Annotated in this window: 19 protein-coding genes and 1 pseudogene; 10 read left to right on the top strand and 10 right to left on the bottom strand. The window is 71.9% G+C overall.

Features of this window, described 5'->3' with window-relative positions:
- The first annotated feature begins 13 nt into the window (after positions 1 to 13).
- From efeB to ACZ7L6_RS19580, 3 genes are read left to right on the top strand one after another with little or no spacing between them, the layout of a single operon-like run.
- Positions 14 to 1,297 carry an iron uptake transporter deferrochelatase/peroxidase subunit gene (gene efeB, locus ACZ7L6_RS19590; RefSeq protein ID WP_471925447.1) on the top strand — a complete coding sequence of 428 codons (1,284 nt, stop codon included), beginning with the start codon at positions 14 to 16 and terminating at the stop codon, positions 1,295 to 1,297.
- Positions 1,298 to 1,303: 6 nt separating this feature from the next.
- Entirely contained in the window at positions 1,304 to 2,176 is an 873-nt protein-coding gene (gene efeU, locus ACZ7L6_RS19585; RefSeq protein ID WP_471925445.1) for an iron uptake transporter permease EfeU, read from the top strand.
- A complete protein-coding gene (locus tag ACZ7L6_RS19580) occupies positions 2,136 to 3,131 on the top strand; it encodes an SCO2278 family lipoprotein (RefSeq protein ID WP_471925443.1) in 996 nt (331 codons plus the stop codon). The genes efeU and ACZ7L6_RS19580 overlap by 41 nt, the downstream gene beginning before the upstream one ends.
- 159 nt (positions 3,132 to 3,290) lie before the next feature.
- Here the strand turns inward: ACZ7L6_RS19580 and ACZ7L6_RS19575 are convergent, their stop codons facing one another.
- Complete coding sequence (locus ACZ7L6_RS19575; RefSeq protein WP_471925441.1) at positions 3,291 to 4,031, bottom strand: bifunctional DNA primase/polymerase; 741 nt, start codon at positions 4,029 to 4,031, stop codon at positions 3,291 to 3,293.
- A 182-nt stretch (positions 4,032 to 4,213) separates the two neighbouring features.
- Positions 4,214 to 4,837 (bottom strand): TetR/AcrR family transcriptional regulator, encoded by a 624-nt coding sequence (locus ACZ7L6_RS19570; protein ID WP_471925439.1) that lies wholly within the window; start codon positions 4,835 to 4,837, stop codon positions 4,214 to 4,216.
- A gap of 107 nt (positions 4,838 to 4,944) precedes the next feature.
- Between ACZ7L6_RS19570 and ACZ7L6_RS19565 the strand changes: the two genes are divergently transcribed.
- Complete coding sequence (locus ACZ7L6_RS19565) at positions 4,945 to 5,154, top strand: DUF6243 family protein (RefSeq protein WP_471925437.1); 210 nt, start codon at positions 4,945 to 4,947, stop codon at positions 5,152 to 5,154.
- Between the two features lie 106 nt (positions 5,155 to 5,260).
- Here the strand turns inward: ACZ7L6_RS19565 and ACZ7L6_RS19560 are convergent, their stop codons facing one another.
- From ACZ7L6_RS19560 to ACZ7L6_RS19550, 3 genes are all read right to left on the bottom strand, one after another.
- Positions 5,261 to 6,253 carry a small ribosomal subunit Rsm22 family protein gene (locus ACZ7L6_RS19560; protein WP_471925435.1) on the bottom strand — a complete coding sequence of 331 codons (993 nt, stop codon included), beginning with the start codon at positions 6,251 to 6,253 and terminating at the stop codon, positions 5,261 to 5,263.
- A 315-nt stretch (positions 6,254 to 6,568) separates the two neighbouring features.
- Complete coding sequence (locus ACZ7L6_RS19555; protein WP_471925433.1) at positions 6,569 to 7,771, bottom strand: serine hydrolase domain-containing protein; 1,203 nt, start codon at positions 7,769 to 7,771, stop codon at positions 6,569 to 6,571.
- Entirely contained in the window at positions 7,696 to 9,090 is a 1,395-nt protein-coding gene (locus ACZ7L6_RS19550; RefSeq protein WP_471925431.1) for a multidrug effflux MFS transporter, read from the bottom strand. The genes ACZ7L6_RS19555 and ACZ7L6_RS19550 overlap by 76 nt, the downstream gene beginning before the upstream one ends.
- A gap of 98 nt (positions 9,091 to 9,188) precedes the next feature.
- Here ACZ7L6_RS19550 and ACZ7L6_RS19545 point away from each other — a divergent pair, with 98 nt between their 5' ends.
- Complete coding sequence (locus ACZ7L6_RS19545; RefSeq protein WP_471925429.1) at positions 9,189 to 10,223, top strand: Gfo/Idh/MocA family protein; 1,035 nt, start codon at positions 9,189 to 9,191, stop codon at positions 10,221 to 10,223.
- Here the strand turns inward: ACZ7L6_RS19545 and ACZ7L6_RS19540 are convergent.
- The gene (locus ACZ7L6_RS19540) at positions 10,210 to 11,850 is read right to left on the bottom strand and encodes an alkaline phosphatase D family protein (protein WP_471925427.1); all 1,641 of its coding nucleotides are present in this window, start codon (positions 11,848 to 11,850) and stop codon (positions 10,210 to 10,212) included. The two genes, ACZ7L6_RS19545 and ACZ7L6_RS19540, sit on opposite strands and share 14 nt — an antisense overlap.
- A gap of 134 nt (positions 11,851 to 11,984) precedes the next feature.
- Here ACZ7L6_RS19540 and ACZ7L6_RS19535 point away from each other — a divergent pair, with 134 nt between their 5' ends.
- Positions 11,985 to 12,749 (top strand): SDR family oxidoreductase, encoded by a 765-nt coding sequence (locus ACZ7L6_RS19535; RefSeq protein ID WP_471925425.1) that lies wholly within the window; start codon positions 11,985 to 11,987, stop codon positions 12,747 to 12,749.
- A 260-nt stretch (positions 12,750 to 13,009) separates the two neighbouring features.
- Here the strand turns inward: ACZ7L6_RS19535 and ACZ7L6_RS19530 are convergent, their stop codons facing one another.
- Together ACZ7L6_RS19530 and ACZ7L6_RS19525 are read right to left on the bottom strand one after the other, a co-directional pair.
- Positions 13,010 to 13,996 carry an aldo/keto reductase gene (locus tag ACZ7L6_RS19530; protein ID WP_471925423.1) on the bottom strand — a complete coding sequence of 329 codons (987 nt, stop codon included), beginning with the start codon at positions 13,994 to 13,996 and terminating at the stop codon, positions 13,010 to 13,012.
- Positions 13,997 to 14,062: 66 nt separating this feature from the next.
- On the bottom strand, positions 14,063 to 14,389 hold the full coding sequence (locus ACZ7L6_RS19525; RefSeq protein ID WP_471925421.1) for a nuclear transport factor 2 family protein: 327 nt from the start codon (positions 14,387 to 14,389) through the stop codon (positions 14,063 to 14,065).
- Between the two features lie 157 nt (positions 14,390 to 14,546).
- On the opposite strand from ACZ7L6_RS19525, the gene ACZ7L6_RS19520 reads away from it, so the two are divergent.
- Entirely contained in the window at positions 14,547 to 15,113 is a 567-nt protein-coding gene (locus ACZ7L6_RS19520) for a DoxX family membrane protein (protein ID WP_471925419.1), read from the top strand.
- A 118-nt stretch (positions 15,114 to 15,231) separates the two neighbouring features.
- On the opposite strand, the pseudogene ACZ7L6_RS19515 reads toward ACZ7L6_RS19520, so the two are convergent.
- Both ACZ7L6_RS19515 and ACZ7L6_RS19510 read right to left on the bottom strand, forming a co-directional pair.
- Positions 15,232 to 15,539: pseudogene (locus tag ACZ7L6_RS19515) on the bottom strand (hypothetical protein); the annotation flags it as partial.
- A 530-nt stretch (positions 15,540 to 16,069) separates the two neighbouring features.
- Entirely contained in the window at positions 16,070 to 17,569 is a 1,500-nt protein-coding gene (locus tag ACZ7L6_RS19510) for an esterase/lipase family protein (protein ID WP_471925417.1), read from the bottom strand.
- A 360-nt stretch (positions 17,570 to 17,929) separates the two neighbouring features.
- Here ACZ7L6_RS19510 and ACZ7L6_RS19505 point away from each other — a divergent pair, with 360 nt between their 5' ends.
- From ACZ7L6_RS19505 to ACZ7L6_RS19495, 3 genes are all read left to right on the top strand, one after another.
- Positions 17,930 to 18,874 (top strand): hypothetical protein, encoded by a 945-nt coding sequence (locus ACZ7L6_RS19505; protein WP_471925415.1) that lies wholly within the window; start codon positions 17,930 to 17,932, stop codon positions 18,872 to 18,874.
- 83 nt (positions 18,875 to 18,957) lie between these two features.
- Entirely contained in the window at positions 18,958 to 19,986 is a 1,029-nt protein-coding gene (locus ACZ7L6_RS19500) for a lytic transglycosylase domain-containing protein (RefSeq protein WP_471925413.1), read from the top strand.
- A gap of 109 nt (positions 19,987 to 20,095) precedes the next feature.
- Complete coding sequence (locus ACZ7L6_RS19495) at positions 20,096 to 21,187, top strand: RNA polymerase sigma factor (protein ID WP_471925411.1); 1,092 nt, start codon at positions 20,096 to 20,098, stop codon at positions 21,185 to 21,187.
- Positions 21,188 to 21,456: the final 269 nt, after the last annotated feature.

Genomic DNA, 21,456 nt, shown 5'->3' with positions numbered 1-21,456 from the left:
GGGAGACCGAGCCATGACGGACACGGACAGCAGCCCGAAGGCGCCCACGGACACGGACAGCGGTCCCAAGGCGCCCACCCGGCGCGCGCTCATCGGCTGGGGCGGTGCGGGCCTCGCGCTCGGCGCCGCCGCGGCCGGCGGTACGGTCGCCATGACCCGTACCGGCAACGACGTGGACCCGGCCGGCGCCGCGACGGGCGCCGCGGTCGCCTTCCACGGCACGCACCAGGCCGGCATCGCCACTCCGGTGCAGGACCGGCTGCACTTCGCCGCGTTCGACGTGAAGACCGACGACCGCGCCGAGTTCGTGCAGATGCTCAAGGACTGGACGGCGGCCGCGCGCCGGATGACCGCCGGGCAGGCGGTCGGCGAGGGCGCGTACGGCGGCCTGGCCGAGGCGCCGCCGGACGACACCGGTGAGGCGCTGGGGCTCAAGCCGTCGCGGCTGACCCTCACCATCGGCTTCGGCCCGTCGCTGTTCGAGAAGTTCGGGCTGGCGGACGAGCGGCCCGAAGCGCTCGTCGACCTGCCGCACTTCGCCGGCGACAACCTCGACAGGAACCGCAGCGGCGGCGACCTGTGCATCCAGGCCTGCGCCGACGACCCGCAGGTCGCGGTGCACGCGATCCGCAACCTGGCCCGCATCGGCTTCGGCAAGGTCGTCATCAAGTGGTCGCAGCTCGGCTTCGGCAAGACGTCGTCGACGACGCCGGAGGAGCAGACCCCGCGCAATCTCATGGGGTTCAAGGACGGCACCCGCAACATCGCGGGCACCGAGACGGACCGGCTCAAGAAGTTCGTGTGGGTGGACGAGAAGGCCGGTCCCGACTGGATGGTGGGCGGCTCCTACCTCGTCGCACGGCGTATCCGCATGCACATCGAGACCTGGGACCGCACCTCCCTGCAGGAGCAGGAGGACATCATCGGCCGCGACAAGGGCGAGGGCGCCCCGGTCGGCAAGGCCAAGGAGCGCGACGAGCCGTTCCTGAAGGCGATGCTGCCCACCGCGCACGTCCGGCTCGCACACCCCGACTCCAACCACGGGGCGACGATCCTGCGCCGCGGCTACTCCTTCACCGACGGCACCGACGGCCTGGGCCGCCTGGACGCGGGCCTGTTCTTCCTCGCGTACCAGAACGACGTCCGCAAGGGCTTCATCCCGATCCAGCGCAACCTGGCCACCGACACGCTCAACGAGTACATCCAGCACGTGGGTTCGGCGGTCTTCGCCGTCCCGCCCGGCGTCCGCGACAAGGACGACTGGTGGGGCAGCACGCTGTTCTCCAAGGAGGCGTAAGGGACCGTGTTCTCCAACTATCTGATCGGTCTGCGCGAGGGCCTGGAGGCCAGCCTCGTCGTCTGCATCCTCATCGCCTACCTGGTCAAGACGGACCGGCGGGACGCGCTGAAGCCGATCTGGATCGGCATCGGCGTCGCGGTCGCGCTCGCCCTCGGCTTCGGCTGCGCCCTCGAATTCGGCTCCCAGGAGCTGACGTTCGAGGCGCAGGAGGCGCTCGGCGGCTCCCTGTCCCTCATCGCGGTCGGCCTGGTGACCTGGATGGTGTTCTGGATGCGGCGCACCGCCCGGCACCTCAAGGCCGAGCTGCACGGCAAGCTGGACGCGGCCCTGCAGATGGGCACCGGCGCCCTGGTCGCCACCGCGTTCCTCGCCGTCGGCCGGGAGGGGTTGGAGACGTCCCTGTTCGTGTGGACGTCGGTGCGCGCGGCCGGTGACGGCAGCCCGCGCCCGGTGATCGGCGCCGGACTGGGCCTGGCCACGGCGGTGTTGCTGGGCTGGCTGTTCTACCGGGGCGCGCTGCGCATCAACCTGGCCAAGTTCTTCACCTGGACCGGCGGCATGCTGGTCGTCGTGGCCGCGGGTGTGCTGGCGTACGGCTTCCACGACCTCCAGGAGGCCCGCTTCCTGCCGGGCCTGAACACGCGGGCCTTCGACATCAGCGACACCATCGATCCGTCCAGTTGGTACGGCACTCTGCTGAAGGGTGTCTTCAACTTCCAGCCGGACCCGACCGTCCTCCAGGTCACGGTGTGGCTGCTGTACCTGATCCCGACGCTCGCGCTCTTCCTGGCCCCGGTAGGGTTCGCCTCCGGGAAGGGGAAGGTGAAGGGACCTGATGAGCAGGGAACGCGGCCCTCGAAGGCTCCGCAGGCTTGACCGGAGCGCACTGATTGCGGCGTCGGTGACCGCTTTGTCGTTGACGGCGAGCGGATGCGTGGTGGTCCACGGGGAGAAGGAGATTCTCCCCTCGGCCACCAAGGCGGACGCCGCCAAGGCGCTCCAGCAGTTCACTACCGCGTACAACAAGGCCGAGAAGGCCTACGACATCTCCCTGGAGGCCGATCACGTCAGCGGCGCCCTGAGCGACATACTCGAGGCGCGGCTGAAGGCGAGCAAGGCGACCAGCCCCGGCGGCAATCCGTCGTACACCCCGCTGGAGTTGTCGGACGCCAAGTTCACGATCCCGAAGAAGGCGGGCTGGCCGCGCTGGTTCGTCGCCGACGCGGCCGCCAACAAGGGCGGCAGCGCGCGCTGGGTCTTCGTGTTCAGCCGCAACAGCCTGTCCGAGCCGTGGGAGGCGACGTATCTGACGCTGATGGCCCCCGGCGACGTACCGAGGTTCAGGACGGACAAGGACGGCTGGGCCGAGGCCGTCCCGGCGAACTCGACCGAACTGGCCGTCGCCCCCGCGGACTTGAGCAAGGAATACGCGAACTACCTCAAGCACGGCGGGACCACCTTCGCGGCCGGCCTGAACACCAGCAAGTGGCGCGCCGACCGGGCGAAGGAGGCCAAGAAGCCGGGCCTGGTCAGGCAGTACATCGACGAGCCGATGACGAACGGCGACTACGCGCCGCTGGCCCTGCGCACCGCGGACGGTGGCGCGCTGGTGTTCTTCACCACGCACCACTTCGAGAAGCAGACGGCCTACACCGGCACCACGCTCACCGCGCCGAACCCGGCCGTGGAGGCGCTGACCGAAGGCGAGATCAAGCAGTCGCTGACGATGGAGATCGTCTCCAACGAGGCGGCCCTGACCCCGAAGAAGGGCTCCGGAAAGGTGGACGTCCTCGGCCGAATCCAGGGCCTGACGGCGGCGAAGGGCGAGTAGCGGGCGCCTTCAAGGGGCGGTTCGGCAACGCCCTGAGGGGCGCGGGGCTGCATTGAATATGCGGCTCCGCCGCGTGGGCGCGACAAGCCACGACGGCGCCGCAGCCGAACGACGGCCGCAGCCGAACGACGGCACATCGCGGCTCTCCGCGCGGAGCGCTCAGTGGCGCAGGGGCCAGGCCGCCGGGACGTGGTGCTCGGGCTCCTCGCCGACGTGGCGGGCGCAGGCGTCGGTGAGGACTTCCAGCAGGCTCAGCGGGTCGGGCAGCGGGTGTTCGAGCCCGCGCACCCAGTGCACCGTCTGTCCCTCGCCGGGCAACTGCGCGGGCGGTACGAGGACGTACGACCCCCGGCAGTGCCAGCGCAGTCCCGGGTGCTCGTCCATGGTCTCGGGGTGGCAGTCCAGCTCACAGGGCCACCACTCGTCCTCGTCCTCGGGGGTGCCGCGGGTGAGGGTGAAGAACAGCAGGCGTCCGTCGTCGCTCTCGGCGACGGGTCCGACCTCGATCCCCGCGCCGAGCAGCCGCTCCAGCGCCTCGCGCCCGGCCTCCAGCGGCACGTCGAGCACGTCGTGGACCATGCCGGTGGCGGTGATGAAGTTGGCCTGTGGCTGGTGGCGGGCCCAGCGCTCGATCTGGGCGCGGTCGGTGGTGGACTGCGTCTGCCAGGCGAAGGACACCGGGTGCCGGGCGGGTGTGGGGCAGCCGACGCGGTCGCAGGAACACCGGTAGCCGGGGGCGGGGTGCGCGGCGGGCGCGAGCGGCAGACCCGCTCCGGCGGCGGCCAGCAGCAGGGCCTCACGACCGCCTTCGTCCGAGGCGGCCTCCTTCGGGCGGCGTCCACGCAGCCACTGGGAGAGTTTGCCCTGCAGGCCGGTCCGGCCGCCCAACTCCGCGCTCATCTATCCCCTCGCCTCGCTGTCGTGCGGAACAGCATGCCCTATGGTCCCACCATCGTGCGCTCCGGGGGGCCGTAGCGGACAACCGGGCCAGGTGGGACGAGGTGATACACAGCACCTTGATCAGGGGTAATGGGCTGCTTTGGCGGGATTTACGCCCCTACCGTGCACGAACGCGTGCACACCTATCCCCTTCGGGCCGCGATGCCGTGGAGGGCGTACTCGACGAGGGTGTCGGTGTAGTCGTACGAGATCGGCCCCGTGTGCTGGAGCCAGCGCTGGGCGAGGGGCGAGACGAAGAGTTCGAGTGCGATGCGCGGATCGATGTCGGGCCGCACCTCCCCGGCCTCCTGCGCGGCGCGCAGCCGGTCGACGTAGAGCTGGAGCGAGGGTTCGAGGAGCTTGGCCACGTACTCCCGGCCGAGCGGCTCGTTGACCAGGCCCTCGGCGGCGAGGGCGCGGGCCGGGGCCTCGAAGCGGGGGTCCTTCATCTGGTCGACGGTGAGACGCAGTACGGCCTTCAGATCGGCCGCGAGGTCTCCGGTGTCCGGGATGACGTACGGCTCCTGCCCGGCTTCCTGCGCGGCCTGCTCCCCGAGGTCGAGGAACGCCTCCATCAGCACCTCGGCCTTGGACGGCCACCACCGGTAGATCGTCTGCTTGCCGACGCCGGCACGGGCGGCGATGCCCTCGACGGTGGTCCTGGGGTAGCCGACCTCGGCGACGAGGGCGAGGGCGGCGTCGTAGATGGCCCGGCGGGACTTCTCGCTGCGGCGGGTGGCGTTGGGGGCGGACTTCTGGGCTGCCATGGTCCGAATTTATCAGGTTGACAAGACGGAGCGTCTCGCCGGACCCTGAGGGAGCGAACGCGAGACGATACGTCTCGTTGTTTGTCGGGATGAAAGGAGCGACACTCATGACCCGAAGCGGAGCCGGAAACATGCTGGGAGTCGGCGGGACGCGACGGAACCTCTGCCGCAAGGCGCTGCGCGGCGGTGGGCGGAGCGGCCGGATCGGCGGCGGGACCGACGCCCAGACCCAGAAGAAGGAGCTGTTGCGCAGGCTCCAGGAGGAACGACTCCAGGAGAAACCACAGGACGGGCCGATATCCGACGAGTCGTCGTGACAGCGCGCGCCGGCTGTACTGAAGCGGTCAGCAGCTCCTGGGTTGCCTAAGTGGGCCGGGATTCCTGGGCTTCCTGGATCTCCTGGGTTTCCTGGGTTTCCTGGGTTTACTGGTCCTCGGCCGGGGGCCAGGCGTCGCCCCAGTCCGCGTCGCGGGCCGCCTTGTAGAGGTCGCCGTGGCGTTTGGTGACCGTGGTGCGGCGCAGGGAGGGTTCCGTCTCGCACAGGTCGAGGAGGACCTGGCCCTTGCGGATCTGGGGTTTGCGGACGATGCGGGCGGGGGCCGGGGCGGCCGGGAGGCGGGTGGCGGCGACGTAGCTGAACTTCTCGTCCTCGTAGGCGAGGGAGCCGCCCTTGATCTGGCGGTGCAGGGAGGAACGGCTGACGCGGGCCGAGAAGTGGCACCAGTCCGTGCCGGGGGCGATGGGGCAGGCGGCGCTGTGCGGGCAGGGGGCGGCGATGCGGAAGCCTGCGGTGATCAGGTGGTCGCGGGCCTCGATGACGCGGGTGTAGCCGTCCGGGGTGCCGGGCTCGACGATCACGACGGTCTGGGCGGCGGACGCGACGGTGTCGAGGAGGGCGGTGCGGTCCGGGGCGGTGAGCTCGTTGAGGACGTAGGAGACGGTGACGAGGTCGGTGGGGTCGAGGGTGAGCGCCGAGCCGATCCGGGCGCGGTGCCAACGGGCGTTCGCCAGTGCGGGGTTGGCTACGGCGATCTCCTTGCCGATCGCCAGGGCGGGCTCGGCCCAGTCCAGCACGGTGACGCTGCGCTCGCCTGGCCAGGTGGCGGTGACGGCCCAGGTCGCGGCGCCTGTTCCACCGCCGACGTCGGTGTGGGTGGCGGGGGTCCACTTCGGTACGGCCGCCGCGAGCGCCTCCAGTGCCGCGTGGACGGCCTCGAACGTGGCGGGCATCCGGTAGGCGGCGTAGGCGGCCACGTCGGCGCGGTCGCGGAGGATCGGGGCGTCGGTGGGGGTGGCGCCCCGGTAGCTGGCGATCAGCCGGTCGACGGCCTGGGCGGCCTGGCGGGGTGGGAGGCCGTCGAGGAGGGTGGCGAGACTGCTGCGGAGGGCGTCTGCCGGGGATGCGGGGGCGTTCACTCGCCGATTCTACGAGGCGCGTGCGCAGGCCTCACAGCTCCTCGCCCCCGCCGCCCCTCCCCGTCCCGTCCCCAGGGGCGCTGCCCCTTCGACCCCGGTCCCTGGGGGCCTGCGGCCCCCAGACCCCCGCTTCGGCCCTGAAGGGGCCTCGTCCTCAAACGCCGGACGGGCTGAATTGCCTGGGCCTGCGTCGAGAGGTGGCCGCCCACTGCGGGTGGGTGGGGGCTTGGGACGGCGGCGGGCTCGTCCTCAAACGCCGGACGGGCTGAGTACCTCAAGTCCAGCCTCTTGACGCGAAAACTCTCTGCGGCCTTGCTACAGGCCCCGCACCGCCCGTGCCACCCGCGTCCCCGCCCGTGCCCTCGGCCCGTTGTCCGCCCCGCGTCTGCGCGGATGCACCGTGTTCGCCAGCAGCACCAGGAACGTGTCCGTCGCCGGATCCACCACGAGGGACGTCCCCGTGAAACCGGTGTGTCCCGCCGCTCCCCGCCCCGCCAGCTCTCCCATGAACCACGGCTGGTCGACCGCGAAGCCAAGTCCGGGCGGGGTCAGGAGCAGTTCCACGAAGTCGGGGCCGAGGATGCGGGCGGGGCCGTACGCGCCGCCGGAGAGCAGGGCGCGGGAGAAGACCGCCAGGTCCCGGGCCGTGGAGAACAGGCCCGCATGGCCCGCCACCCCGCCCAGCGCCCACGCGTTCTCGTCGTGGACGACACCCCGCAGCATCCCCCGGTCCGCCTTGGCCCAGGGACGCCGCTGGTCCTCGGTCGCCGCCGCATCGGGGCAGGGGCCGAAGCGGGTCGCGGTCATGCCGAGGGGACGGGTGATGCCGTCGTGGATCAGGACGTCGAGCGCGCGGTTCGTGATGCGTTCCAGGACGTGCTGCAACAGCAGGAGGTTCAGGTCCGAGTAACAGTACGTGCCGGGCACGCCGATCGGCGGTTCCGCACGCAGCCGCTCGAGGCGCTCCGCGTCGTCCGCACAGTCGTACAGCGGCAGTTCGGGCCGCAGCCCCGACGTGTGGGTGAGCAGCTGGCGCACGGTGATGCCGTGCCGGGCGGCCGCCCGGAAGTCCGGCAGATACGCCCCGACCCGCGCGTCGATGCCGAGCGTGCCCCGCTCGATCTGCTGCACCGCGGCCACCGAGGTGAAGAGCTTGGTGAGAGAGGCCAGATCGAAGGGCGTGGCCGTGGTCATCGGGACGCGTGAGTCGGCCGGCAGCTCCACCCCCTCGTCCGACTCCTCGTCGTAGGACGCGTACCTCACCGCCCAGCCCGCCGCCTCCTCGACGGCGACGTACGGCCCCCGCCCGACGAGCAGCACCGCTCCGGCCGCCCAGGGGCGGGAGCCGGTGGTGAGGTCGTGGACCTCACGGACGAGATGACGGATCTCCTCGGGGTCGAGTCCGGCCCTTTCCGGCGTGTCCCCGCGCAGTCTCGGCGCGCTCAGCTGTCTGCTCCCTCCGCACCCACACGTCCATCCACACGGCCATCCGCACGTCCATCCGTACGTCTGTTCCAAGGACGGCACATTCCCATGAAGCACGCCAGCGCCACCAGTGCTGCCGCCAGTTGGACGACGGCCATCGGGACGGCGGTGTCCTCCCCGGCGATGCCCACGAGCGGCGAGGCGATCGCGCCGACGAGGAAGGAGGACGTACCGAGGAGCGCGGAGGCGGATCCGGCGGCGTGCTTGGTGCGCAGCAGGGCCAGGGACTGGGCGTTGGGGAGCGTCACCCCCATCGCGGACATCAGGACGAACAGCGCCGCGGCGACCGGCGCCAGTCCGACCTCGCCGAAGACGCCGACGGACATCAGCAGCAGCGCCGTCGCCGCGAGGATCACCACGGCCAGGCCCGCGCCCAGCACCCGGTCCAGGCTGACCCGCCCCACCAGCAGCTTGCCGTTGATCTGGCCGACGACCACCAGCCCGACCGAGTTGAGCCCGAACAGCAGGCTGAAGGTCTGCGGCGAGGCCCCGTAGATCTCCTGGATCACGAACGGCGACGCCGATATGTACGCGAACAGCGCGGCGAAGGCGAACCCGCCGGCCAGCATGTACCCGGCGAAGGCACCGTCGGCGAGCAGACCGCGCATGGCGCGCAGGGCCTCGCCGACCCCACCGCCGTGCCGGTCGGCCGGCGCGAGTGTCTCGGGGAGCTTCCGCCAGACGAGCCCGGCGAGCAGCAACCCGACGACCGTGAGCACGACGAACACGCCCCGCCAGTCCGTCACCCGCAGGATCTGCCCGCCGATGAGCGGCGCCACGATCGGGGCGACCCCGGAGATCAGCATGAGGGTCGAGAAGAAGCGGGCCATGGCCACACCGTCGTAGAGGTCGCGTACGACCGCCCGCGCGATCACGATCGCCGCCGCGCCCGCGAGGCCCTGCGCCAACCGGAAGGCGACCAGGAACTCGACGGTGGGCGCGAGCGCGCAGAGCGCCGTGGCGACGACGTAGACGACGAGGCCGGCCAGGAGCGGGCGTCTGCGGCCCCATCGGTCGCTCATCGGGCCGACCACCAGCTGCCCGAGTGCCATGCCGGCCAGGCAGGCGGTGAGCGTGAGCTGGACGGTCGCGGCGGGCGCGTGCAGGGAGCGGGTGACCTCCGGGAGCGCCGGGAGGTACATGTCCATCGACAGCGGGGGCGTGGCGGTGAGGCCGCCCAGGACGAGGGTGACGAGGAGGCCGGTGCGGCGGAGGGAGCGGGTGGGCGGTTGCGCTGCCTTCGGGGTGGCTGTCTTCGAAGTCGCCGGCTTCGGAGTGACTTTCTCCGGTATCGCCGGCTGCGGTATGGCCGGCTGCGGCACGTCCTGTGCCGGCCCCCCACGGTCGCCCATGCGCCCCTCCCTCTCCGAGTGATCCGCCCTCTATGCTCTCAGCTCGTACAGAGTGCCGAGCGTCACATGTGCTGACATGAGCGAGGGGTGGGGCCGCGGTGGCGGAACGCAGCGTGCGGTGGGGGATCCTGGCGACCGGCGGGATCGCGGCCGCGCTCACGGCGGACCTGGTCGACCTGCCCGACGCCGAGGTGGTCGCGGTGGCCTCGCGCAGCCAGGCCTCCGCGGACGCGTTCGCGGAGCGGTTCGGGATACCGCGGGCGTACGGCGACTGGGCCGCGCTCGCCCAGGACGGCGACATCGATGTCGTGTACGTCGCCACCCCGCACTCGGCGCACCGCGCGGCCGCGGGCCTGTGCCTGGAGGCCGGGCGGAACGTGCTGTGCGAGAAGGCGTTCACGCTGAACGCGCGGGAGGCCGAGGAACTGGTCGCCCTGGCGCAGGCGCGCGGGAGCTTCCTGATGGAAGCGATGTGGATGTACTGCAATCCCCTGGTCCGGCGGCTCAAGGCCCTGGTGGACGACGGCGCGATCGGCGAAGTACGCCATGTCCAGGCCGACTTCGGGCTGGCCGGCCCCTTCCCGCCCGCGCACCGCCTGCGCGACCCGGCGCAGGGCGGCGGCGCCCTGCTGGACCTGGGCGTGTACCCGGTGTCCTTCGCCCAGCTGCTGCTCGGGGAGCCGTCGGACGTCGCGGCGCGCGCGACGCTGTCCGCGGAGGGCGTCGACCTGCAGACGGGAGCCCTGCTTTCCTGGGACGGCGGCGCGATGGCCTCGGTGCACTGCTCCATCGTCGGCGGTACGGCGACGTCCGCCTCCGTCACCGGCTCGCAGGGCCGTATCGACGTGCCGTCCGGCTTCTTCTTCCCGGACCGCTTCGTCGTGCACCGCGACGGCCGTGAACCCGAGGAGTTCACGGCCGACCCGGCGGACGGGCCCCGCAACAGCCTGCGGCACGAGGCCGCCGAGGTGATGCGGGCCCTGCGCGCCGGTGAGACGGAGTCCCCGCTGGTCCCGCTGGACGGCACGCTGGCCGTGATGCGGACGCTCGACGCGATCCGGGACCGCGTCGGCGTCCGCTACCCGGGCGAGGCCCCCGAAGAGGACCCCGCGCACGAGCTCACGCCTGCTTGAGCCCCGGCTCCCCGGCCTCGGTGACGAAGGACGCGGCCGTCGTGACCGGCGCCCCGGGCCTGGTCACGTACGGCACCGTCTTGAAGTCGGCCCGCGCCTGGTCCTCCTCCAGCGCGACGGTCACATAGCCGCGGCGTCCGTTGTAGAACCTCATGTGCGGGTTGGCCTGCATGTACGTGTCCCAGTTGGCGGGCTTGTCGATGCCGTCCCGGCCGCTCGCGACGGACGTGGCCACGATCTCCGTGCCGAGGGTGGCGGAGTCGGGGTCGTCGAAGTCGTCCTTGATGTCGAAGCAGTAGCCGACGTGCACGTCCCCGGTGAGCACCATCAGGTTCTCGATGCCGGCGGCCTTCGCCCCGTCCAGCACCCGGCGCCGGGAGGCGCGGTAGCCGTCCCAGGCGTCCATCGACACCCGGGACGGCGTGGTGAGGTCGAACTTGCGCTGGGAGAAGGTGACCTGCTGCGGTACGACGTTCCACAGCGCCGTCGACTCGCGCCACCCGTCGAGCAGCCAGCGCTCCTGGGTCTCGCCGGTCATCGTGCGCGCCGGGTCGTCGACGTCCGGTCCGGGGATCTGGGCGCCGTCGCCGTACGCCTGGTTGGAGCGGTACTGCCGGGTGTCCAGCACGTCGAACTGGGCGAGCCGACCCCATTGGAGGCGCCGGTAGAGCCGCATGTCGGAGCCCGTGGGCTGCTGGGGGCTGCGCAGGGGCTGGTTCTCCCAGTAGGCGCGGTAGGCGGAGGCCCGGCGCAGCAGGAACTCCTCCGGCGGGACGTTGTTCTCGGGGGTGTCGTCGGCGTAGTTGTTCTCGGTCTCGTGGTCGTCCCAGGTGACGACGAAGGGGTGCGCGGCGTGTGCGGCCCTGAGGTCGGGGTCGGTCTTGTAGAGGGCGTAGCGCAGGCGGTAGTCCTCCAGGGTCACCGTCTCGCGGTTGAAGAGGGTGGGGAGCGTGCGGTCGGTGTAGTTGCGGTAGCCACCGACGGAGTTGACGGCGTACTCGTACAGGTAGTCGCCGAGGTGGAAGACGACGTCCACGTCGTCCTCGGCGAGATGGCGGTACGACGTGTAGTAGCCGTCGGTGTACGCCTGGCAGGAGACGGCCGCGAGGGTCAGCGAGCTCGTCGAGGCGTTCGCGGCCGGGGCGGTGCGGGTGCGGCCCGTCGGGCTGATCCAGCTGCCGGTGCGGAAGCGGTAGTAGAAGACGCGGTCCGCGCCGAGCTGGTCGACCTCGACGTGGACCGTGTGGTGGAACTCGGGGTGCGCGGTGGCGGTGCCCCGTCTGGCGATCCGGCTGAACTTCTCGTCGTGCGCGAGCTCCCAGTGGACGGTGACCCGTTCGGCGGGCAGTCCGCCGTCGGGCTGGTACGGGGCGGGGGCGAGGCGGGTCCACAGGACGACGGAGCCGGGCAGCGGGTCACCGGAGGCGACGCCGAGGGTGAAGGGGTCGTCGTCGATCCGTCGGGCGTCGAGCTCCGCGGCGCTCGCGACGCCCGCGGTGGGCAGGTTCACGGCGAAGGCCAGCGCGGCGGCCGCGCCGGTGAGGGTCAGGAAATGGCGGCGGCCGATATGGCGGGCGGCGGCGCGTAGTTCGGGGGCGTGCTGGGGCGCGTGTGGTGTGATGGTCATACGGTCCTCCCCTGCCTGATGGATGCATGAGGCATTGGAGTGGCCGGGGACGACACTCGCTTGGCGCGTACACAACACCCGGATGGCGGACGTATGAGTTCCGGATGGCGGACCCTCGCCTAACCTGCCGTCCCATGAATGACAGGCAAACGGACACGAGGATCGCCGTGGTGACCGGCGCGGGCTCCGGCATCGGGCGCGCGGTCGCCGTGGAACTGCTGCGCGCGGGCTGGTCGGTCGCGCTGGCGGGGCGACGCGTCGAGACGCTGGAGGAGACGGCGGGGCTGGTACCGGGCAGCGCATCGCTCGCGGTACGGACGGACGTGTCACGGCAGGAGGACGTGGCGGCCCTGTTCACCGCCACCGTGGAGCGGTTCGGGCGGGTCGACCTCCTGTTCAACAACGCGGGGACGTTCGGGCCGGGCGGGGTGCCGGTGGAGGAGCTGTCGTACGACGCCTGGCGGCATGTGGTGGACACCAACCTCAACGGGGCGTTCCTGTGCGCGCAGGCTGCGTACCGGCAGATGAAGGAGCAGGACCCGCAGGGCGGCCGGATCATCAACAACGGCTCGATCTCCGCGCACACCCCACGGCCGCACTCCGTCGCCTACACGGCCACCAAGCACGCGCTGACCGGCCTGACCAAGTCGCTGTCGCTGGACGGGCGGCCGTACCGCATCGCCGTCGGCCAGATCGACATCGGCAACGCGGCGACCGACATGACCGCGCGTATGCAGACGGGCGCGCTTCAGGCCGACGGCTCGGTGGTGCCCGAGCCCGTGATGGACGTCGCCGACGTGGCGCGGACCGTGCGGCACATGGCGGAGCTGCCGCTGGAGGCGAACGTGCAGTTCGCGACGGTGCTGGCGACGGCGATGCCGTACGTGGGGCGTGGCTGAAAAGCCCCGGCGACCTCCGTCACCTCCACAACTTGCACAACCGGAATGTGAAGTTCCGCTGCATCGCGGCCGGTGAGCGACATATGCTCACCTTCATCTGCACCAGAGCTTCACACATGGAGCAGAGAGCTTCCGCAAGCCATACCGAGGGGGGATGCGGCAGCCGTTCCACGATCACCGGGTGGGGGTGGACTTCGCGCGGGACCGCGAGGTACGCACCGGTGCGTGGAACGGCTGCCGCACAAGCGGTACAGCGGTGCTCAACGACCCAGGATCCGGTCGACCTCGGCCACCTGCTCCGCCGTCAGCGCCCCCTTCTCCAGCGCGCCCGCGTTCTGCTCGGCCTGGGCGACGGAGCGGAACCCCGGGATCGGTACCGTGCGCGGGCTGCGGGCCCACAGCCAGGCGAGGGCGCCCTGGCCGAGCGTGCGGCCGTTGCTGGTGAGGATGTCCTTGAGCGCGTCGACGCGGGCGACCCACTCGGGGTCCGCGCCCGACCCGTCCTCGAACCCCTGCAGCCACTGCGGCGGCCGGCTGCGGATGTCCCCCGCCTCCAGGGCCTGCCCGGTCCTGCGCTTGCCGGTCAGCAGGCCCATCGCCAGCGGACTGCGGTTGATGCTCGCCAGCCCCAGCTCCCCGCACAGCGCGAACATCTCCGGCGCGTCCTGGAGCACATTGGCCATGTGCTGTACGGCCGCACAGTGCCCCCCTTGCGCGAAGACGGCGGCGCGGGCCGGGTCGTCGGTGCTCCATGCGTAGGCCCGGATGAGCCCCTCGCGCACCAACTCCTCGCACATGTCACGGAGTTCGGCGGCGCGTTCCGGGGCGGCGTCGGACAGGTGCAGCTGGTAGAGGTCGACGTGGTCGGTGTCCAGCCGCTTCAGCGAGGCGGTCAGCGCCCGGCGGACGTACTGCGGGGAGTCGTCGGCGCCGGTGAGGGTGCGGGTCTCCTCGTCGAAGACGTTGCCCCACTTGGTGGCGACGACGACATCGGCGCGGCGCTTGCCGAGGGCGCGGCCGAGGACGCGTTCGCTGTGGCCGGCGCCGTAGGTGTCAGCGGTGTCGAAGAAGGTGATGCCCAGGTCGAGGGCGCGCCGGATCGCCCGTATCGACTCCTCGTCGTCGACCTTGCCCCAGCCGAGCGGCTGCCCGTCCGCCGCCTGCCACTCACCGCCGATGGCCCAGCAGCCGAAGCCGAGAGCGCTTACCTCGATGCCGGTCCGCCCCAAAGTCCTCTTGGTCTCCATGAGGTGGGACGTTAGGGGTTGGAGTGCACACGAAGGCAAGCCTTTGAGTGAACTTCCTGAAAGCGATTACGCCTGACCGGTCTCGAAGCGGGAGATCCTGCCGTCGTCCTCGACCTCGAAGTGCCACCGGGTGCGCATCTCGCCCCAGGTGTCGTTGCGGTAGCTCGCGAGGAGGTCGCGGCCGTGGTTCGACTCGTTGTCGACCTCCATGTGGCCGTTGGAGGAGAAGATCTCGCTCTCGATCCAGTCGGCGAGGTCGCGGTCGGTGCCGTCGTCGGCCATGGTCGCGCCGGGCGCGAGGATGCTCAGGAAGCCCTCGCGGTCATGGGCGTTGACGGCGGTGACGAAGGCGCGGACGGCGGGGTCGCTGAGTTTGGACGTCTGAATCGTCATACCGGTCAGCGTCACACCGGCCTCGGCGGCCCGCCACCCGAACGGCGGCGACGGGAGGCCGGGCGGGTGTCGTCGGTGCGACGGTGGATACGCGGGAGGGGATCTGTTCCTGCGGTATGAACCGCTGTCCGTTCCTGCTCTCTGTCCGGGAGGCACTGTGAGCACTTACGACCGACGTGATCTGGGCCTGCTGTTGCTCCGGCTGGGTGCCGGCGGGGTGCTGGCCGCGCACGGCGCGCAGAAGCTGTTCGGCTGGTTCGGCGGGCACGGCATCCAGGGGACCGGCCAGTTCATGGAGTCGGTCGGCTACAAGCCGGGCAAGGCCAGCGCGGTGGCGGCGGGCCTCGCGGAGACCGGCGGCGGCACGCTGCTGGCGCTGGGTCTTGCGACCCCGGCGGCGGGTGCGGCGGCGGCCGGCGGGATGGCGGGCGCGGCCACGGTGCACGCCCCGAACGGCTTCTTCAACCAGGAGGGCGGCTTCGAGTACGCGGCCACCCTCGGCCTCGCCGCGGCCGGCCTCGCGGTCGCGGGCCCCGGCCGTCTCTCCCTCGACCACGCGCTCGGCCATGTCCTCGACCGCGGCTGGATGGTGCCGACGGCCCTCGCGGCGACGGCCGCCGCGACGGCGCTGGTGGTGGGCGCGCGGAACCGGAGGCTGGACAAGCCGGAGAAGGACGAGGGAGCGGCCGGGTTCGAGGGGCAGGAGTCCTTGTTCGGGGAGTAGGGGGCCCGTTACGGAGGCTGAGCAAATCGGGTCCGGTTCGCCAGCGCCCAAAGGGGCGCGGGGAACTGCGCGACCAGCCACGATGGTGCCGCAGCCGACCTACGACCTGTCGCGGCACTCACAGTCTCGGCTTCAACCGCAACACCGTCCCCTCCCCGTTCGCCGACAGCAGCAGCTCGCCGTCCGGTGTCTCCGCCAACCCCGCAAACCGACGGGCCATGCCTGGCATCCCGTTGGCAAAGAGAGCAGGTTCCGCTCGCGGGACCACCCCTGGCGGTGCCCCGACCGGCAGGCCCCCGTGTCGATACGGCTCTCCCCCGTCGACAGGGACACCGCCCGCAGCCTGCGCCGCCCGGTCTCCACCGTGAACAGCTCGTCGCCCAGTACCGCGAGCCCCTGCGGCGCATCCAGCCCGTCCACGACGACCCCGCGGCGGGCCCGGCAGGTGACGTCGTCGAGGACGAGGTCGCCGTAGCGCAGCGCGCCGTCCCATCCGGTGGGCTCCCCGCCCCTCACCAACTGGCGTGCCCTGGCGAGGACTTCGGCCACTCGGCCCTGGCTCCCGCCCGGTTGCCCGTCCGCGCCGGGGTCGCCGCCGGGGAGGCTGCCGAGGAACTCGCCGGTCCCGGTGAGCAGCAGGACCGCCGGCCGGTCGGGGGCGAGGAGACGGCGACTGTGCCGGAGCGCCGCGGTGTCGCGCAGCGTCACATCGAGGATGACCAGATCGAACCGGCGCTCGGCGAGCAGAACGGTGGCCTCGGTGCCGCTGACCACCGCGACGGTGCGGTATCCGGCGAGCCCCAGCAGCGCGGAGAGCGGCTCGCAGGTGCGGGGATCGCCGAGGACGAGAGGGACGTCCGGTACCGCGTCGGTCGACGGCGGCTTCGGCATACGGCCACTTTACCTGCGGGTTGTCCGGGGCAAGTAAGCGCCGGTGAAGCCAAGTTGGGCGGCCTTCACGTCCAGGGCGTGGCGACGAGCCGGATCCTCGCCTCTGCGCCGACGAGCCGGGCCGTGGTCTCGGGCAGCGCGATGTGCGCGACCCAGCGGCCGGGGGCAGGGTCCTCGTCGGAGCGGGGTGCTCCGGCGACGCGGTGATCGCGGATGGCGCCTTCGATCTCCGAGTTCCAGGCGGCCCAGATGCCGGGGCCGGCCTGAGGGGTGCCCACGTCGATGACGAGGGTGTCGGCGAAGTCGGCGCCCTGCTCCAGGTGGTCGCGGAAGCTGAGGATGCCGCGCCGTTCCCGCAGGGAGATGAGCCGCAGGTCGAGCATGAACCGCATGGGCTCGTCCGTGGACTGGCGCAGGCCGCTGTTGAGGAAGGTGGTCGCCAGCGACACCGACGCCCCGGGCCCGTCCTTGGCGGAATCGAGCTGGATCGGGCACCAGTGGGCCGCGAGCCGCTCGTGCATCACCACGGGCAGCCCGCGCACCGACAGCGTGGCCTCGGCCTGCCACACGAGATCGTCGTCGTCGGGCAGCCGGTAGTCGACGAGCGACGCCTCGATGCGGGTGTCCCCGAACAGGAAGCGCCGCAGGTTCTGGTAGCCCTCCTCGGAGTTGACCATGCCGTAGCGCCCACTGTGGCTGCGGTGCACGAAGGACCGGTGCGCGCCCGGGACGTACGCCCGCTCGATCTGCACGAGCCCGTCGCTGTGCGGGCCGACGGCGGCCGAGGACAGCCCGAAGGCGACGTCGTAGTCGGCCGGGTCGGTGCCCACCAGGCAGAAGACCCGCTCGACGGGCAGCTTCCCCGGGCCCTGGGGCATGACCCGGGCGTCCCAGCCGTCGGGCGGGCCGTCGGGGTCCAGGTCGGCCTGCGGGGTGAGGTACTCGTACATCCGCCGGGGGCCGAAGATGTCGGAGCCATGCATGCCGAGCGCGTCCCTGGCCCGCTCCACCCATCCGCCCCCGACGTCGAAGGTGATGCCGCCGTGCGGGGTGCCGTAGGTGAAGAACTTCGCGACGCAGTCGGCGTCCCGCCCCCGGTCCGGCAGGACCTTCTGCAGCAGGCAGCGGCAGATCAGGCCGCCCATCGAGTGGGCCACGAGGATCACGGCGGGCGCGCCGGACTTCTCGCGCAGCCGGTCGACCAGGTCGAGCAGGTCGGCGGCGGCGTGCTCCAGCACGTACTCCTGGGGCTCGCCGCCCCACGTCGTCGCCGAGCGGTCGTAGAAGCGGTGGACCCAGATGGAGTTGGCGGGGATCTCGGCGTGTTCGGAGAGATAGGTCTCCTGATTCCCCTTCACGAGCAGCTCGTAGCCCTCCTCCCGCAGCAGGCGCAGCAGCGGGCTCTCGAACTGGTGGAAGCGCGGCTGGTTGTGCGCGCCGACACGGACGTGCACGGAGCCCTCGTTGAAGCCGTAGAAGGGGTCGTCCACGGCCTTGTTGATCCCACTCGTTCCGCCGGCGTAGCCCCGCACGTAGACGATGGGGAGTCTGCGGTTGTCGTCCACGCCTTGCCTCCAAGCACCGGGGTCCACCTCTCCTGCCTAGAGGAAGCCCGGGGCTCCGGCCTCCGGGGATAGCCCGGATCGGTGATGTACCTGGCTGGGCGGGAGTCGGGTGGGCGGTCAGAGCTTTCACCCATGGGGAGCAGGTTGCCTGGTGGTGTGGGCCGCGGTCGTGTCGTACTGGAGTTCACGAGGGAGGTCAGGGAGGCCCGGATGTGGGACACGGGGAAGGCCCGGCGCTTCTTCGTGGTGCCCCCGTCTCCCCGCTCCGGCGGCAGAGCCAATCTCGCGTCGTGGCGCGAGCTGCCTCTGACGGTCATCTCCCGGATGAGAACTCAGCTCGCGAAGGAGAGACACCGTGCCGTGGACGACGCCGACGGCCGACGGCAGGCCGTGCTCGAAGGAGTCGAGCGGCATCTCCAGCAAGCCGAGGAAGCGTGCCTGAACGCATCGCGGTTCCGGCCCAGATCCGGCACCCTCGAACGCGCCTGGTCCAACATCCGCGCCGCCGAGACTGATCTGCTCTCCCTCGCTTCCGACGACGAAGTGCGTGCGAGAGCCCCCGAAGTCCTGGGCATCGTGCGTCGCCATCTGGCGGAGGACAGCCCCCAGCGGCAGGCCGTCGAGGAGATCGCCGAGAGCGTCGTGGCCCGCGACGGGCCGCTGACTGACCGGCAGCGGAGCGCACTGGTCAGGGCCCTCGGCTTCGCCTACGCGGCCGTGGGCGGCAAGTACCGGCGGGTGCGTGTCCTTGCGGACCTGCTCTGGATCGTCACGGGGGCGGCGACGCTGGCGCTTGTCGCGCTGGCTCTGTGGGGCTACTTGGACAAGCAGTCCCTGGATCTGTGCTTCCGCCCGCAGCCACCCGGAAACCGGGTCGTCTGCCCCACCGGCGAACACAAGGTGGACGGCCCGCCTCCGACGGCCCAAACCCCCGCCGGCGCGGATGTCGTCACCGGCACATACTCCGACCCGATGGACGTGCTGACCGTGGAGTGCGCGGGGCTCATCGGAGCGGCCCTGACGGTGGTCGCGGCGGTGCACCACCTCCACGTGGACCAGGCCACGCAGTACAAGTTCCGCCTGCCGCTCGCCACGGCTGTGCTGAAGTTCCCCGTGGGCGCGCTGTCCGCGGTGGCCGGAATCGTGCTCATCAAGGGGGCTTTCGTACCCGGCCTGAGCGACCTCGACAGCTCCGCGCAGATCCTCGGCTGGGCGGTCGTGTTCGGAGCGGCCCAGCACCTGGTCACCCACATCGTCGACCAGCGGGCGGAGGAGGCGCTGAGCGGGGTGCGCCGACCGCCTTAGCGCACGTGCGCAAACCCCGCGACGGACCCGCCTCCCTGGCACGTAGAGCAGACGACAGCAGTGCACAGGGAGGGGATCAGGACGTGGCAGGGGACAGGGGCAGACGGGTCAGGGGAACGGCGGCCGCGGTGGCGGCGATGGTCGCGCTCACCGCCTCACAGGCACCGGGAGCGGTCCCGGCACGCGCCTCGGCGCCGGCACCGGGGCAGACGCCCGCCGAGCACGGCCCGAGCGTCTCGGGCGACGCCCCGTACCGCACCGAGCTGCCGCCGCTGCGGGCCAAAGAGCGCGACGGCGACAAGGCGCAGGCTCCGGCGGAGACGGCCGCCGCGCTGCCGGCGAGCGTGTTCGCCGCGTACCGGCGGGCGGAGGAGCGACTGTCGCGCGAGGCGCCCGGCTGCCGGCTGCGGTGGCAGTTGCTGGCGTCGATCGGGCAGGTGGAGTCCGGGCAGGCCCGGGGTGGCCGGGTGACGTCGGACGGTACGACCGTGACGCCGATCCTCGGTCCGCGGCTGGACGGCGTGGCCTTCGCGCTGATCCGGGACACCGACGGCGGCGCCCACGACGGGGACGCGGCGTACGACCGCGCGGTCGGGCCGATGCAGTTCATCCCGTCGACCTGGGCCCGCTGGGGCGCGGACGGCAACGGTGACGGGCGCAGCGACCCGAACAACGTCTTCGACGCGGCCCTCGCCGCCGGGCGCTACCTGTGCGCGGGCGGCCGGGACCTGTCCGTCCCGGCCGAGCTGGACCGGGCGATCCTCGGCTACAACCACTCGGCGGCCTATCTGCGCACGGTCAGGGCCTGGTACGCGTACTACCTGGACGGGCACAGGGTCGTCCCGGACAGCTCTGCCGCCGCCGCGGAACGCCCCGAGCCGTCACGGTCCCCGGCCAAGCCGAAGGAGGCCTCGCCGACACCCCCCTCCGCCCGTCCGAGCGCCACCCCGCCCCGCCCGCCGTCGTCGCGCCCCGCATCACCGACCCCCACTCCGTCCCGCCCGGCCGCCGAACCCGAGGAGACCGAGACTCCGCAACTCCCCCTCCCCACCCCGGACATCGAGCTCCCCGACGACGACCTGCTGTCCGACGGCACCCTCACTCACCAGTAACAGCGCGGACTCGATGACCGCCACCCCCTCCACAACCGCCGATACTCGGCGGTAATGTCGCCCACCGCCGGACGGAACCACGCCGGTGGGTGAGCGCGAAGGGGCCCTCATGGCGACGGACATGCCTGCGGACATGCCCGCAGAGACACCTGCGGAGCTGGACGCCGCCGACGAACGGTGGCGGCGCATGTGGAGCCACCGTGAGCAGTTGCTCAAGGTGGCCCGGCGCAGGTCGATGAGTGCGGAGGACGCCGAGGACGCGGTGCACGAGGCGATGCTGCGTGCCGCCGAGCGCCCCGACCTGGACGACGAGCGGCTCGCGGCGTGGCTGACGACGGTCACGATGCGGCTGTGCGTCGACCGCTACCGGCAGGTCAACCGCGAGGCCCAGGTGCGCACGAGCCCGACCCTCATCGCCCCCGGCCCCGTCCCCGTCGAGGAGGCCGTGTGCGACCGGGCCGAGGCGAAGTGGCTGGCGGTGCGCAGTGGTGAGCTGCCCGCACGGCAGGCCGAGGCGCTGCGGCTGAAGTCGGAGGACCTGGACGTCGGGCAGGTCGCCGTCCGGATGGGGCTCAGTTACCGGACCGTCGAGTCGTTGCTGGCCCGGGCGCGGCGGACGCTGCGGCAGTCGCTGGCCGCCACGCTCGGGTTCGCGCTGTTCCTCATCGGGTGGGGCCGGGCGCGCGGCGGCGGCAAGGTGCACGCAGTGGCCGTGGCCTCGACGGCGGCGACCCTGGCGGTGGCGGGCTTCGTGCTGCCGTACGCCCTCGACGGGAGCGGCGACGGAGGCGGTACGGCGCCCCGGCCCGCCGTCGCCACGCCGGGCGGCGCGGAGGCGCTGCGGCCCGACGGCAGTGGTGCGGGCCGGACGCCTCAGGGGAACACGCCCACTGCCACAGACGAGGGGAAAGCCGCCGACTCCCCGGCGGGGGAATCGTTCCTGCCGCTGTCCGTGCCGTCACTGCCGGAAGTGCCGGCCGTCCCGGAGGTCCCGGTGTCCCCGCTGCCGGTGCTGTCCGCACCGGACGTCCCGCTGACCCCCGAGGTGCCGGACGTCCCCGGCGTGCCGGATCTGCCCGAGGTCCCCGACCTGCCGGTGGCGCCCTCCGTCGACCCGACGGACACGGCCACGGTCCCGGACGTCTCCGCCGCCGTACCGTCCGCCTCGCTGCCCGCACCGACGGCTGACACACTGCCGTAGCCACGCCCAGACAGCCGTAAACCCTCCCAAACCCCCACCCGGCAACCCACGCGAAAGCCTCCGCCACCTCAGCGTCGACTGCCGGTACTCCCCGCACACCGAAGGCCCCGCAGGCGCCCGGCGCACTCTGGACGCCCCGAAGCCCCGAGGTCCCCGACCTGCCGGTAGACCCCACCGTCGACCCGACGGACACGGCCGCAGTCCCGGACGTCTCCGACCCCGCACCGTCCGCCTCACCGCCCGCACCGACGGCTGACACACTGCCGTAG

The sequence above is a fragment of the Streptomyces sp. NPDC107522 genome, assembly GCF_055657525.1.
Note: the sequence above shows the minus strand (reverse complement) of the source record. Positions and strands in the feature narration are given on the sequence as shown.

Excerpts from the sequence above, each read along its gene's own strand:
- efeB (WP_471925447.1), top strand. The coding sequence starts at position 14 with ATGACGGACACGGACAGCAGCCCGAAGGCGCCCACGGACACGGACAGC.
- ACZ7L6_RS19565 (WP_471925437.1), top strand. The coding sequence starts at position 4,945 with ATGACCCGAAGCGGAGCCGGAAACATGCTGGGAGTCGGCGGGACGCGA.
- ACZ7L6_RS19495 (WP_471925411.1), top strand. The coding sequence starts at position 20,096 with ATGGCGACGGACATGCCTGCGGACATGCCCGCAGAGACACCTGCGGAG.
- ACZ7L6_RS19530 (WP_471925423.1), bottom strand. The coding sequence starts at position 13,996 with ATGGAGACCAAGAGGACTTTGGGGCGGACCGGCATCGAGGTAAGCGCT.
- ACZ7L6_RS19580 (WP_471925443.1), top strand. The coding sequence starts at position 2,136 with ATGAGCAGGGAACGCGGCCCTCGAAGGCTCCGCAGGCTTGACCGGAGC.
- ACZ7L6_RS19550 (WP_471925431.1), bottom strand. The coding sequence starts at position 9,090 with ATGGGCGACCGTGGGGGGCCGGCACAGGACGTGCCGCAGCCGGCCATA.
- ACZ7L6_RS19570 (WP_471925439.1), bottom strand. The coding sequence starts at position 4,837 with ATGGCAGCCCAGAAGTCCGCCCCCAACGCCACCCGCCGCAGCGAGAAG.
- ACZ7L6_RS19540 (WP_471925427.1), bottom strand. The coding sequence starts at position 11,850 with ATGACCATCACACCACACGCGCCCCAGCACGCCCCCGAACTACGCGCC.
- ACZ7L6_RS19525 (WP_471925421.1), bottom strand. The coding sequence starts at position 14,389 with ATGACGATTCAGACGTCCAAACTCAGCGACCCCGCCGTCCGCGCCTTC.
- ACZ7L6_RS19535 (WP_471925425.1), top strand. The coding sequence starts at position 11,985 with ATGAATGACAGGCAAACGGACACGAGGATCGCCGTGGTGACCGGCGCG.
- ACZ7L6_RS19575 (WP_471925441.1), bottom strand. The coding sequence starts at position 4,031 with ATGAGCGCGGAGTTGGGCGGCCGGACCGGCCTGCAGGGCAAACTCTCC.